We start from the raw sequence: 12,348 nt of genomic DNA, 5'->3' as shown, positions 1-12,348 counted from the left end.
TCGCTCTCTGTTCAGGAAGGTTGCGCCGTCTCGACGATCCGGGGGCGACGAAGGGAGACGCCGGCGGCCGCCTCGTAGGCGGCGCCGATGCGAAGCACCAGCGGTTCATCGAATGGTCGTCCAACAATCTGGGCGCCGAGCGGCAGACCGTTGGCGCCAAAGCCGATGGGCAGCGCGAGCGCGGGACTGCCGGTGACGTTGAATGGGTTCGTCAGCATGCCGCCCCACCGCGCCGCATCCTTGCCGAAATCGGAGAAGGGCGCGGCCGTCGCCAGCCCGCTCGGCGCCAACAGGGCATCGTGCGTGTACAGCGCGCCGTCGTTCAACGCCGCGGTCAGCTCCCGGCGCAGCCGCTGCGCCTGAACGAGATCGGCCGCCGAGAGCACCGCGCCCGAGACAAGCCGCTGGTAGCCATAGCGTCCATAGGCGTAGGGTCGCGTCTTCAGGTCGGCCTCGTGTATGGCGAAGGCCTCCGCGAACATGATGACCTGCGCACAAGCGTCGAACAATTCGTAGGACGAGATATCGACCTCATCGACGGCCGCGCCGAGCGCCGCCATCTGTTCGGCCGCGGCATCGAGCGCCTTAAGGGATTCTGCTGTCAAGAACGGGTTATCGATGAAGAATTTTCTAGTGTAACCGATTCTGACGCCGTCGAGATTGCGGCCAAGCGCGGCTTTGAAATCCGGCACGGGAACGTCGACCGAAGCGGGGTCCTGCGAGTCGTAGCCCGCGATGACTTGCATGGTGAGCGCCGTGTCCTCGACGCTCCAAGTCAGGGGGCCGCAATGGTCGAGCGAATAGGCGAGCGGAAAAACGCCGCGCCGCGAGACGCGTCCATAGGTCGGCTTCAACCCTACGACGCCGCAAAGCGCCGCCGGCCCACGGATCGAACCGCCCGTGTCCGAGCCCATCGCCATGCGCAACATGCCGGAGGCGACAGCCGCCGCCGAGCCTGAGGACGATCCGCCCGTGAAGTGATCGGGATTCCAGGGATTGCGCGCGGGGGGAAACGGCAGATCGAAGCTCGGACCGCCGATCGCAAATTCAAAGGTCCCAACCTTGCCGAGCAGGACGCCTCCGCCCGCCGCGAGCTTTTCCTGCACCGCGCAATCGTTCTCAGGCACGTTATCACGCAGCAGATTCGAATGGCAGGTCGTGCGGACGCCGGCCGTCGCATAAATGTCCTTCAGCGCATAGGGAACGCCCTGGAGCGGACCGGCGTCTACGCCACTGGCGAAGCTCGCATCGGCGCGTTCCGCTTCGACGATGGCGCGTTCGCGCGTGATCAGGACAAAGGCGTTGAACATCGGATCGAGCGCATCGATTCGCGCCAGCGCCGCCTCGGTCAGATTTCGCGAGGTGACCTGGCCCGACCGGAGCGCCCGACCCGCCTCGGCGATCGAGAGTTCGTGCAGAGGCCCGAGCGTGCTCACGAGCGTTTCTTTCCAGGCGCGAAAATATGGGAGGGCTCCGCAGCGGCCGTGCGCGGCGTGCGCAGCCAATGCAGGGTGGCGAGCAATCGGACGGCGGCGGCATAAGCGCCTTCCGCCCGATCGGCGGGGACGACGACGCCCGCATTGAGAAAGCGCCGTTCGATATCGGCCTCGTCAGATGAGGAATGGCGGTCTTGCGCGATCATCGGCTCACGATCCCCGAAAGCTACGGACGTCACCATAGGCGGAAAAATAGTTTCAAACAATAATATTGAATGAACAACAATTGACCACTCTGATGCATTTTTGCGCGCTGGCGATCCGCTTGATTTTCGCCACATTTGCCAGCGAATCCGAAAAAAATTTCTCTTTTCGATTTTTCTTGCGAGAGAGAATAATCATAAAAAATGAGCGGCTTAGGCGCGCGCCGCGATCAGTTGGCGCAATTGTCGAAGCCTTGGCGCGGCCGGCTGGCACGGCCCTTGCGAAACGCCTCCCGGCCGCTTGCTGCGGATACGAACGGGAGAGAGCCGATGCTGTCACGTGGAATTCGCGGCGCAGTGAAAATTGCCGCAATAGCTGTTCTTGCATGGGGCGCCATCGGCGGACGCGCGTCCGCCGAGTCTGTTCTGCGCGTCGCTATGACCGCGGCGGACATTCCCGATTACACGGGCGCACCCGATCAGGGATACGAGGGCTATCGTTTCGCAGGCTATACGCTCTATGACGCGCTGGGGCTTTGGGATCTGTCCAGTTCGACCAAGGCGGCCGATGTCGTTCCAGGCTTGGCGACGAGCTGGGCCATCGATCCCAACAACAACAAGCGGTGGATATACAAACTGCGCCAAGGCGTCACCTATCACGACGGCTGCGCCTGGAATGCGGATTCGGCGATCTGGAATTTTGCGCGCGTGATGGACCCTAAAGCGCCGCAGTTCAACGCGCGCCACGTCGGGCAGATGGGCACTTATGTTGTGAACATCGCCAGTGTCGACAAAATCGACGACTACACGATCGCGATCAACACCAAGGCGCCGAGCTCGTTGTTTCCCTATGAAATGGCGATGTACTACATGATTTCGAACTGTGGGGTGCAAAAAGCGGGCAACGACTACAATGTCTATATGAAGACGCCAGCCGGAACCGGTCCCTACAAGTTTGACAAGGTCGTGCCGCACGAGCGGCTCGAACTGGTGAAAAACGATAAATACTGGAATCCGCAACGCATCCCCAAACATGACCGCCTCGTGCTGTTGCCGATGCCGGAAGCCTCGACGCGCGCTGCTGCTTTGCTCTCGGGTCAGGTCGATTTCGTCGAAGCGCCGTCGCCGGACACGATTCCCCGCCTGAAGGACGCGGGCATGAAGATCATCACCGTGCCTTATCCGCATAATTGGGACTATATGCTGCGGATGGATGTTCCCCCCTTCAACGACATCCGCGTGCGTCAAGCGGCCAATTACGCGATGAACCGACAGGACATGGTCGACATGCTCCAGGGCGTGGCGGTTGCTGCGACCCAGACGCTGATCGACTCGCAGCCCTGGTATGGCAAGCCGGTCAGCTACGACTACAATCCAGACAAGGCGAAGGCGCTTCTTAAAGAGGCGGGTTGCACGCCCTGCGTGATCAAGGTCGGCATTTCGACCTCCGGCTCCGGCCAGATGCAACCGTTGCCCATGAATGAACTTGTCAAAGAGCAATTGGAGGCGGTGGGCTTCAACGTTCAGTTGGCGCCTATGGATTGGAACGCGCTAATCGGCGTCTTCCTCACAGGCGCGAAGAAATACGACTTCAACGCCATTAATTTCTCCATGGCGCCGATCGACCCTGTCCAAGGCATCCTCAAGAAATGGATGACCGCCTACGCCCCGCCAGCGTGTTGCAATTGGGGCTTCTTCGCCGACCCGAAAGTCGATCAGCTCGGCAACGAGGCGTTGGGCGAATTCGACGCGACCAAGCGCAACGCGTTGCTCACGAAGATGAACGAGCAAGCTGTGGCCGATGCGGCGGAACTTTATATCGTGCACGATCTCAACCCGCGCGCCCTGTCGCCCAAGCTCTCCGGCTTCGTCCAGGCGCAGAGCTGGTTCCAGGATCTCACGCCGATCGTGGTTTCGCCTTAATCGAACGAGCGATTGCCACGGGCTTCCATTCGCCCGCGGCAAGCCCCCTTTTTCTGTATGATTGCTTCTTTGTGTGACTGCGGAGACGTGTGATGTGGCTTTACGCGGGCCGGCGCATTGTCCTAACGATTCCGATTCTCCTCGGGGTCACCATCATCTGCTTCGCTTTGGTTCAGATCGCTCCAGGCGATCCGATCCAAAACCTGTTGTCTCCGACCGCAACCGCACAAGACGCCGCCCGGCTCCGCGCCGCTTACGGCCTCGATCAACCGCTGATGGTCCAGTATTTCATCTGGCTCGGCAAGGTTTGCGTCGGCAACCTCGGCATGTCGATCTCCGATAATGTGCCGGTGGCGGGCGAGGTGCTGCACGCCTTCGTCAATACTATCGTCATCGCCCTGATCTCTGTCGTTCTGGCGTTCGTCGTGTCCATGATCTTCGGCGTCATCGCAGCCTATCGCACAGGGTCTCTTGCCGACCGGCTGATCACGGCGGTCGCGGTCTTCGGCATCAGCGTTCCGCCTTTCTGGCTTGGCGTCATCCTGGTGATCTTCTTTGCCGTCGATTTGTCCTGGCTTCCCGCGACAGGCATGGGCGCAAGCGGCTCCGAGACCTTCAGTTATTTCAGATGGGCCGATTTCAAATTTGCGATCATGCCGATCATCGCGCTGGCGCTGCCGCCGCTCGGCATCATGACCCGGACCACCCGTTCTTCGATCGCCGAGATATTGAATCAGGATTTCATTCAGACGTTGCGCGCCAAAGGCCTCAGCGAAGCGCAGGTCATCGTTCACGCCGTCGTCAATATCATGCCGCAGGCCGTCGCGATGCTCGGCCTTCAGCTCGGCTATCTGATCGGCGGCTCGGTGCTCGTGGAGACCGTCTTCACGTGGCCGGGCACCGGCTATCTCTTGAACAAGGCCGTGCTGACCCGGGACATTCCGCTGCTACAGGGAACGATCCTCGTCCTGGCGACGGCATTCGTTCTGATCAATCTCGTCGTCGACCTCGCCCAGTCGTTGATCGACCCCCGTCTCAAACGAAGCTGATGGAGGCCGCGCCCATGACCGACGCCGTCGCAGATTCGTCCCTTAGGCCCCCCGCCAGCCGTCCAGCGTCTGCGGTCCGGGTCCGCAGCTACTGGGGCAGCGTATGGCATCGACTGCGCTATGACTATGTCACGCTGTTCTGTCTGGTCCTGATCATCGCGATCGTTCTGACGGCGGTGTTTGCGCCGTTGATTTCGCCGATGGACCCCTACAAGTCCAGCATGGCGCATCGGCTGCGACCTATCGGCTACCACAATTATCTGCTCGGCACGGACGAACAGGGCCGCGACATTCTGAGCCGGATGCTCTACGGCGGCCGCGTGTCCCTCACTATGGGCATCCTCCCGGTCGCGCTCGCGACGATCATCGGCGGCCTGTTCGGCGTGGTGGCGGGTTATTTCGGCGGCAAGGTCAACATGTTGATCATGCGCACCATGGACGTCTTCTTCGCCTTTCCCTCCGTCCTTCTGGCGGTCGCGATCTCGGGTAGCCTCGGAGGTGGAATCACCAATCAATTGCTGACCCTCACGGTGGTCCTGATCCCGCCGCTCTGCCGCGTCGCGGAAACCGCGACCAGTCAGGTGCGGACGATGGATTTCGTCGACGCCGCGCGCTCGACGGGGGCTTCGACCCTCTCGATCCTGTTCACCCATGTGCTGATCAACGTGATGTCGCCGGTGCTGGTCTACGCCTCGACGCTCGTCTCGGTCTCCATCATCCTGGCTTCAGGTCTCTCGTTTCTAGGGCTTGGCGTCTCACCGCCGACAGCCGATTGGGGACTGATGCTATCGACGCTGCGCCAGTCGATCTATGTCCAGCCCATAGTCAGCGCGATTCCCGGCGTCGCCATTCTCATCACCTCCATCGCCTTCAACCTGCTGAGCGACGGGTTGCGTCAGGCGATGGACGTCAGAGCTTGAGGAGCGGCTGACCGATGACAGACCACATGATGACGCCCAGGACCGCTCCCGTCGATCCAAGGGACCGCGGCGGCCCCGCTCAGCCGATGCTGATCGTCGACGGCATGAAGAAATACTTTCCCATCCGCGCCGGCGTGTTCAACCGCAAGGTCGCCGAGGTCAAGGCCGTCGACGACGTGTCCTTCTATGTGGTGAAGGGCGAAACTCTCGGCATCGTCGGCGAATCGGGCTGCGGCAAGTCCACGCTCGCGCGGCTGCTCATGCATCTGATCGAGAAAGACGCCGGTGAGTTGATTCTCGACGGCGATCTGGTCGGCGGATCGACGGGCGTTCTTTTGGACGGGCTGCGCCGTGCGCTGCAGATGGTGTTTCAGGACAGTTCTTCATCTCTCAATCCGCGCTTGCCGATCGAACAATCCGTCGCCTATGGTCCCAAGGTTCAGGGGGCGTCCGGCAAGTCCGCCAAGGCGCAAGCCCGATCGCTGATGGAGAAGGTCGGCCTCAACCCGAACCTCTTCGGCCAACGCTACCCGCATGAATTGTCCGGCGGCCAAAAACAGCGCGTCAACATCGCCCGCGCGCTGGCGCTCGCCCCGCGCCTGCTGATCCTCGACGAGGCCGTCTCGGCGCTCGACAAATCGGTGGAGGCTCAGGTTCTCAATCTGTTGGGGGACATCAAGAAGCAGCTCAACCTCACCTATATCTTCATCTCGCACGACCTGCATGTCGTCCGCTACATTTCGGACCGCGTGATGGTGATGTATCTCGGGCAATTGGTCGAGATCGGTCCCGCAGACCAAATCTACGAAGCGCCCAAACATCCCTATACCCAGGCGTTGCTGGCGTGCCGCCTCAGCATGGACCCAGAAGCGCGCGTCGACGCCGCCCCGCTCGCCGGCGATCCGCCGAGCCCTGTCAGTCCCCCCTCGGGATGCCGGTTCCACACCCGTTGCGCCTTCGTCGAAGACGTCTGCAAAGCCAAGACGCCCAAGCTCGGGGACGTGCTCAAACTTTCCGCCGACAAGCATTTGGCGGCCTGCCACATGGTCCATCCCGACTCGGGGCACAGCCGTGCGCCCGCCCACGCAACCGCAGCCTGATCAGCAAGGACCAAGCGAGATGAACGCCATGACATCGCCTGACCTTTCGCAGGCCACGCCGCATCCGGCCCCTTTCCTGCGCGTCGAAGACCTGCGGGTCAAATTCGTCAGCCGGGATGCAACCGTCAGGGCCGTCAACGGCATTTCGTTCAATCTGGAGCGCGGCAAGGTTCTATGCGTGATCGGCGAATCCGGCTCGGGCAAGTCGGTCATGATGCGCTCGCTCCTGCGCCTGCATCCGAAGAAGCGGACAGTCATCGAAGGCACGATGATGGTCGGCGAGCACGACATCGGCGCGGTCAGCGACCGAGCCATGACGCAATTGCGCGGCTCGCTGATTTCGATGGTCTTCCAGGAGCCAATGACGGCGCTCGATCCGCTCTATACCGTCGGCGATCAGATCGCAGAGACGGTGCGACGCCACGAGGGCCTGAGCAAAGAAGCGGCGTGGGCGCGCGCCCTGGAGCTGCTTGAACTCGTGCGCGTCCCGTCGCCCGAACGGCGGCTGAAGGCCTATCCGCATGAATTGTCGGGCGGCCTGCGCCAACGCGCGGTGATCGCGATGGCTCTGTCCTGCCGTCCAAGCCTGCTGCTCGCCGACGAGCCCACGACCGCGCTCGACGCCTCGGTACAGATTCAGATCCTCGTTCTTCTGCGTAAAATTCAGCAGGAGATGGGCATGTCGATGATCTTCGTAACGCATGATCTCGGCGTCGCGGCGCAGATCGCCGACCAGGTCGCGGTCATGTATGCCGGACGGATCATCGAATATGGCAATGCGCGCGACGTCCTGCTCAATCCGCAGCACCCCTATACGAAGGCGATGCTTGCTGCGACCGCCAAGGATCAGGATCGGAACCTGCCGCTCGAAGCCATCGCCGGCAACCCTCCGGATCTGCGAGCCTTGCCGGACGGCTGCAGTTTCGCGCCTCGTTGTAAATATGCGGGCCCGGACTGCATCGTCACGATGCCGCCGCCTGTCACGGATATCCGAGGCCATATGGCGCGCTGCTTCAAGGTCGAGGCCGCCGATGGCCCGCTGGCCTTCGACGAGAGGGTCGCAGAGCCAGCCTGAGGGCAATGTCACACAGGTCGATGAGTGAGAAATCATTGAAATATGAATAATTGAATAATTAACTATTTATCGGGCGACGCAGCACGGGGCCGCTATTGTCGCGGCGGCGGATCTCCGACAGAGGGAGGGTATAGATTTGGCGAATCATCATCTTGAGCCGAGCGTGGAGAATTGCCACTGGGGGTATTTCGATGCGACCCTGAAACCGGTGATGACGGTCGCAAGCGGGGATGTGGTCACGATCGACACCGTGACGGGCGGCCCCGACGTCCTCCCCGATCCGGCCAAGTTCCATATCCCGAAAGCGCTCGCGGGCATCCACGCGAATGTGAAGCAGGAGGGGCCGCATATCCTGACGGGCCCGGTCTTCGTGGAGGGTGCGAAGCCGGGAAGCGTGCTCGAAGTCCGCATTCATGAGGTATCGCTGCTGCAGGATTGGGGCTTCAACCTTATCCTCCCTCTGCTGGGCACGTTGCCGCACGACTACAACGAGCCGCGCAAGGTCAATATCCCGCTCGACATCGCGCGCAACGTCGGCGTCATGCCTTGGGGACTTGAACTTGAGCTGAAGCCTTTCTTCGGCGTCATGGGCGTCGCCCCGCCGAAGGGGTGGGGACGCATCACCTCCACCGCGCCGCAGGCGACGGGCGGCAATCTCGACAACAAAGAGCTGATGGCCGGCGCCACGCTTTATCTGCCCGTCTTCGTCGAAGGCGCCTTGTTTTCATGCGGCGACGGACACGGCGCCCAGGGCGATGGCGAAGTTTGCATCACGGCCATCGAGACGGCGTTGCGCGGCAAGTTCGAATTCATCGTCCGCAACGACTTGAGCTTCACGTATCCGCGGGCCGAAACCGAAACGCATCACATCACGATGGGCATGGACCCCGATCTCGATCAATGCGCGATCAAGGCTCTTCGCGAGATGATCGCGCTGCTCGGCGAGAAGGCCGGCCTTTCGCACGCCGACGCCTATATGCTGTGCAGCCTCGCCGGCGACCTTCATATCACTCAGACCGTGAATGGTTCGAAGGGCGTCCACATGATGATGGAAAAGAAAAATTTCCGGATTTGAGGAGACGCGCATCATGACCAAGATCCGTATCGCTCATCTGGCGGGGCCGACCGCGACGATCCAGAACACGCCGCCGCTCGTCACGTCCAACAAGGCGCGCGTGCAGAAGGGACTGTCGCCGCTTACGGCGGATGATGGCAGCGCCCTCGCCTTCGACGCGCTTCGGGCGCAGCGTCTGGCCGCGCCGGTCAAAGTCTATGTCGAGCAATTCTCCGCCCATCCGCTGGAGGCCGACGCCGCCGAACTTTACGGACCGCCGGACGGCTATATCGACAAAGACGGCGCCTTCAGCCCTACTCGGCAAGCGGCCGACGACAAGGCCGTCTATGCGATCGAACTCACGCCCGAAGACGGCCTCTACCCGCTGCCTTACATGGCCGTGCAGCGCGACGGGTCCCCATGGGAAGAAGAAGCGACTGCGCCTGGCAGCGCCACAACGCGGCAAGGCTTTTTTCCTGACGGATCGCGCAGCTTCGAGGAGATCGATCGCCTTTCCATCGGCATGGACGGCAAGGTCAATCTCATCGGCGGACGCGCGGAGGTCGATTTCTACCGCGTCGCTCCGCCCGGCGGCTTCACCAAGGGCCTGGCGGCTGCCAGCCGCGCGGATAAGGGCGAGGGCGACACGCCCGCGGAAAGGCTCGGCTGGGACTTCTTCGCCTACAAACCCTTCCATCTCGCCAAATCGCCGCCGCGCCCGGTCCTCGCCAAGATCACCAACGACGTGCAGGCGATCCTCTCGTCGGGGCAATACGACGGGGCTATCTGGACGCAGGGCAGTCCGCAGATCGAGGAGGTGGCCTATTGGTTCAATCTGCTGATCGATACGCGGCTGCCGATCGCCTGTAACGCGGCGCAACGCCCACAAGGGCAGATCAGCAATGACGGCCCCGCCAACATCGTCGACTCCGTCACCTATATTCAGTCGCGCATCTGGGAGGATGGGAAGGGCGGCAACCGGGCCGGTACCGTCGTGATCCAGGAACAGCAGTTTTTCGCCGCGCGCGAAGTCGCGAAAGTCGACGCCCGGCCCGGCGGCTATGTCGCGACCGGCGGCCACGGCGGCATTTTGGGTCAGGTGACCCACGCGGGCGCGCCTTACCTGATGTATGTTCCGGCCTATCGGCACACGGCCGATTCCGAAGTCAACATCACGCGCTTGCCGAAGACAGTCTCCGCCACCCGGCTCGGCGAAGACGGCCTGAGCCGGGTCGACATTGCGATCAAGGACGACCACGGCCGTCTGCTGGCCGAGGCTATTCCCCTCGTCTCCATCGTCAAGGACGGCGGCTTTGCGGCAGACGCCTTCGGCGACGATCCCGAGGCGGAAGCCGATCTCGCGTTCCTGATCCGCGACCGGCTCGTTCGTGGCCGGCTTTGCGGTTTCGTGATCGAAGGCCTGGTGCCTTATGGCGCCGCGACGTCGGAACTGCGGGCCGCCATGCTGCGCCGGGCGAGTTTCAGCGGCGCGCCTGTCGTGCGGGTCGGGCGCGGCTATCCCGAAGGCTTTGCCGATTTCGACCCCTTCGCGATCGCGGGCCTGAACCTCACCTCGACCAAAGCGCGGTTGCTTCTGATGGCCTGCCTGATGAAGTTCGGCAGCCTCCCCGCCGCCGCAGACCCGGCCCATCCCACTCCTAGCGAAATTGTGGCGCTTAAAGCGGCTCTTGCAGAGTATCAGCATGTCTTCGACACGCATTGACGAGCCGCAGCCGCGGAGCGCGCGCCCATGTTGAGGCTCCACGGCGTTCTCGGCCATGAATCGGACACGCTCTATCACGCGCGCCTGCACGCTTTGGAGCATCATGACGGCATCGAATTGCTGTTCGTTCCCTCCGAGGAAGCGGGGCGCAAGCGCTTTCGCCTCGCGACGGATCGCGGCACTGACTGCGCCGTGAGCCTTGCGCGCGGCGAGGAGCTTGTCGACGGCGCACTGCTCTACATCGATGAGGAGAAAGCGATCGTCGCTCGGTTCGGCCGACAACGTGTCTGGCGGCTCCGCCCAGCCCATGCGGCGGCGGCGCTGAAGCTCGGCTGGAACGCCGGCAACCTGCACTGGCGGGTGCGCTTCGAGGAAGACTGTCTCGCCATTCTCCTCGACGGCCCGCTCGCAGGCTATCGCGCCCGCATCGCCCATCTCCTCGATGCGGGCGACATCGTGGAACTCGCCGATGTTTGAGACCGCGACGGCGCTGGCGCTGATGCAATATGGTGACAGCGCCTATCCGGCCGGCGGCTTCGCTTTTTCCTGGGGCGTCGAGGGTCTGGCCGCCGATGGCTTGCTGGATGGCCAAGCCGACCTCGACGCCTTCATTGGCGAGCATCTCGCCTTCCGCTGGAACTGCATGGACCGCCCCCTCCTGACGCGCGCCCACCGCGCCGACGATCCGGCGGCCGTCGCCGCCATCGACCGCTTCGCCGAAGCGTCCACGCCCTCAGCGCAGATGCGCGACGGCTCGCGCCGCGCGGGGCGGGCTTTGCTCGGGGTCTCCGCACGCCTGGGCGGCCCGCTGTGCGTGCGCTACCGCGCCCTGCTGTCGAGCGACGTACGCCTGGGGCATCTGCCGGTCGTCCAGGCGCTCGTCTATCGCGACGCCGCGTTGGACCTCCGCGCCGCCGAACTCGTCTCTGGCTGGACGCTCGTCAATGGCCTCGTCAGCGCCGCGGTCCGGCTCGGCGTCATCGGCCATGTCGAGGCGCAGCAATCCCTTGAAACGGCCCGCCGTGCTCTCGTGGACGTGTTGGCGGAGCCGCTGCCCGACGATCTGGCGCCGTCCAGCTTCACGCCGCTGATCGATATTGCGGTGTCGCGCGGCGGATCGCGCGCTGTGCGCCTGTTCACGACCTGAAATCGAGACCTTGCCATGATGAACCTGTCGCCGACGGAAATGGACCGCCTGATCATTTTCACGGCCGCTGAAATGGCCCGGCGCAACCGGCGGCTCGGGATCAGGCTCAGCCATCCCGAGGCCGTCGCGTTCCTGACCGACGAAGTGATGGTCGCGGCCCGCCGCGACATCGCCTACGACGAGATTCGCGACATGGCGAGCCGCTTCCTGACGACGGACGACGTCGAGCCGGGCGTCGCCGAAATGATCCCCATGCTCTATATCGAGTGCTTGTTCGCCGAGGGCACCAAGGTCATGGTCCTCTTCGAGCCGATCGGCCCGGGCGAGAAGCCGCTGCTCGACACGATCGTTCCCGGCCAGATCATCTCGCCCGAGGACGACATCGAAATGTTCGCCGCTCTGCCGGCGGTGACGATCGACGTGGTCAATACCGGCGACCGCGACGTGCAGGTGCGCAGCCACACGCATTTCTTCGAAGTCAACCGGGCGATGAAATTCGACCGCGCCGCCGCCTGGGGCATGAAGATCGACCGGCCCGCCGGAACCGGCATCCGCTTCGAACCCGGCGTGGTCAAATCGGTGCGGCTCGTGCCGATCGAAGGCCATCGGGTCGTACGCGGACAGGCCGGGCTCGTCAACGGACCCTTGGACGAGGTGGGCGCGAAGGACAAATCGCTCGTGCTGGCCAAGGCCCGCGGCTATCTCGGCGCATAGGGGA

The 12,348-nt window shown here is 62.9% G+C and carries 13 protein-coding genes; 10 read left to right on the top strand and 3 right to left on the bottom strand.

All coding sequences use genetic code 11. The features are described from left to right. Positions 1–11: 11 nt before the first annotated feature. Genes GSQ90_RS31455 through GSQ90_RS31445 form a run of 3 tightly spaced genes read right to left on the bottom strand, consistent with a single transcriptional unit; the run spans position 12 to position 2,027 of the window. The gene (locus GSQ90_RS31455; RefSeq protein ID WP_210255028.1) at positions 12–1,436 is read right to left on the bottom strand and encodes an amidase; all 1,425 of its coding nucleotides are present in this window, start codon (positions 1,434–1,436) and stop codon (positions 12–14) included. Further along, complete coding sequence (locus GSQ90_RS31450) at positions 1,433–1,642, bottom strand: hypothetical protein (protein WP_158818932.1); 210 nt, start codon at positions 1,640–1,642, stop codon at positions 1,433–1,435. The genes GSQ90_RS31455 and GSQ90_RS31450 overlap by 4 nt, the downstream gene beginning before the upstream one ends. A gap of 52 nt (positions 1,643–1,694) precedes the next feature. Continuing rightward, complete coding sequence (locus GSQ90_RS31445; RefSeq protein ID WP_174247552.1) at positions 1,695–2,027, bottom strand: hypothetical protein; 333 nt, start codon at positions 2,025–2,027, stop codon at positions 1,695–1,697. A gap of 50 nt (positions 2,028–2,077) precedes the next feature. Here GSQ90_RS31445 and GSQ90_RS31440 point away from each other — a divergent pair, with 50 nt between their 5' ends. The 10 genes from GSQ90_RS31440 (at position 2,078) to ureB (ending at position 12,344) form a co-directional block, all read left to right on the top strand. Further along, on the top strand, positions 2,078–3,562 hold the full coding sequence (locus GSQ90_RS31440) for an ABC transporter substrate-binding protein (RefSeq protein WP_246731861.1): 1,485 nt from the start codon (positions 2,078–2,080) through the stop codon (positions 3,560–3,562). A 92-nt stretch (positions 3,563–3,654) separates the two neighbouring features. After that, positions 3,655–4,611, top strand: coding sequence for an ABC transporter permease (locus GSQ90_RS31435; RefSeq protein ID WP_158818929.1), 957 nt, complete (start codon positions 3,655–3,657; stop codon positions 4,609–4,611). Positions 4,612–4,625: 14 nt separating this feature from the next. Beyond that, the gene (locus GSQ90_RS31430; protein ID WP_158818928.1) at positions 4,626–5,531 is read left to right on the top strand and encodes an ABC transporter permease; all 906 of its coding nucleotides are present in this window, start codon (positions 4,626–4,628) and stop codon (positions 5,529–5,531) included. Positions 5,532–5,545: 14 nt separating this feature from the next. Then, positions 5,546–6,631 (top strand): ABC transporter ATP-binding protein, encoded by a 1,086-nt coding sequence (locus GSQ90_RS31425; protein ID WP_158818927.1) that lies wholly within the window; start codon positions 5,546–5,548, stop codon positions 6,629–6,631. A 28-nt stretch (positions 6,632–6,659) separates the two neighbouring features. Continuing rightward, on the top strand, positions 6,660–7,706 hold the full coding sequence (locus GSQ90_RS31420; RefSeq protein ID WP_158818926.1) for an ABC transporter ATP-binding protein: 1,047 nt from the start codon (positions 6,660–6,662) through the stop codon (positions 7,704–7,706). A gap of 136 nt (positions 7,707–7,842) precedes the next feature. Further along, the gene (locus GSQ90_RS31415; protein ID WP_158818925.1) at positions 7,843–8,781 is read left to right on the top strand and encodes an acetamidase/formamidase family protein; all 939 of its coding nucleotides are present in this window, start codon (positions 7,843–7,845) and stop codon (positions 8,779–8,781) included. A gap of 13 nt (positions 8,782–8,794) precedes the next feature. Next, positions 8,795–10,483 (top strand): asparaginase domain-containing protein, encoded by a 1,689-nt coding sequence (locus tag GSQ90_RS31410; protein ID WP_158818924.1) that lies wholly within the window; start codon positions 8,795–8,797, stop codon positions 10,481–10,483. Positions 10,484–10,510: 27 nt separating this feature from the next. Then, on the top strand, positions 10,511–10,960 hold the full coding sequence (ureE, locus tag GSQ90_RS31405) for an urease accessory protein UreE (protein ID WP_158818923.1): 450 nt from the start codon (positions 10,511–10,513) through the stop codon (positions 10,958–10,960). Further along, positions 10,953–11,630: an urease accessory protein UreF gene (locus GSQ90_RS31400; protein WP_158818922.1), complete on the top strand. Its 678-nt coding sequence runs from the start codon at positions 10,953–10,955 to the stop codon at positions 11,628–11,630. The genes ureE and GSQ90_RS31400 overlap by 8 nt, the downstream gene beginning before the upstream one ends. A gap of 15 nt (positions 11,631–11,645) precedes the next feature. Then, complete coding sequence (gene ureB / locus GSQ90_RS31395) at positions 11,646–12,344, top strand: urease subunit beta (protein WP_158818921.1); 699 nt, start codon at positions 11,646–11,648, stop codon at positions 12,342–12,344. Positions 12,345–12,348 lie beyond the last annotated feature (4 nt).

The sequence above is a fragment of the Methylocapsa sp. S129 genome (assembly GCF_009765995.1).
In the GTDB taxonomy this organism is placed as follows: domain Bacteria; phylum Pseudomonadota; class Alphaproteobacteria; order Rhizobiales; family Beijerinckiaceae; genus Roseiarcus.
The sequence above is the reverse complement of the archived record's forward strand: the minus strand, read 5'-3'. Positions and strand labels throughout refer to the sequence as shown.

Coding starts and splice junctions, on each gene's coding strand:
- GSQ90_RS31450 (WP_158818932.1), bottom strand. CDS start 1,642: ATGATCGCGCAAGACCGCCATTCCTCATCTGACGAGGCCGATATCGAA.
- GSQ90_RS31445 (WP_174247552.1), bottom strand. CDS start 2,027: ATGCAAGAACAGCTATTGCGGCAATTTTCACTGCGCCGCGAATTCCAC.
- GSQ90_RS31440 (WP_246731861.1), top strand. CDS start 2,078: ATGACCGCGGCGGACATTCCCGATTACACGGGCGCACCCGATCAGGGA.
- GSQ90_RS31435 (WP_158818929.1), top strand. CDS start 3,655: ATGTGGCTTTACGCGGGCCGGCGCATTGTCCTAACGATTCCGATTCTC.
- GSQ90_RS31430 (WP_158818928.1), top strand. CDS start 4,626: ATGACCGACGCCGTCGCAGATTCGTCCCTTAGGCCCCCCGCCAGCCGT.
- GSQ90_RS31425 (WP_158818927.1), top strand. CDS start 5,546: ATGACAGACCACATGATGACGCCCAGGACCGCTCCCGTCGATCCAAGG.
- GSQ90_RS31420 (WP_158818926.1), top strand. CDS start 6,660: ATGACATCGCCTGACCTTTCGCAGGCCACGCCGCATCCGGCCCCTTTC.
- GSQ90_RS31410 (WP_158818924.1), top strand. CDS start 8,795: ATGACCAAGATCCGTATCGCTCATCTGGCGGGGCCGACCGCGACGATC.
- ureE (WP_158818923.1), top strand. CDS start 10,511: ATGTTGAGGCTCCACGGCGTTCTCGGCCATGAATCGGACACGCTCTAT.
- GSQ90_RS31400 (WP_158818922.1), top strand. CDS start 10,953: ATGTTTGAGACCGCGACGGCGCTGGCGCTGATGCAATATGGTGACAGC.
- ureB (WP_158818921.1), top strand. CDS start 11,646: ATGATGAACCTGTCGCCGACGGAAATGGACCGCCTGATCATTTTCACG.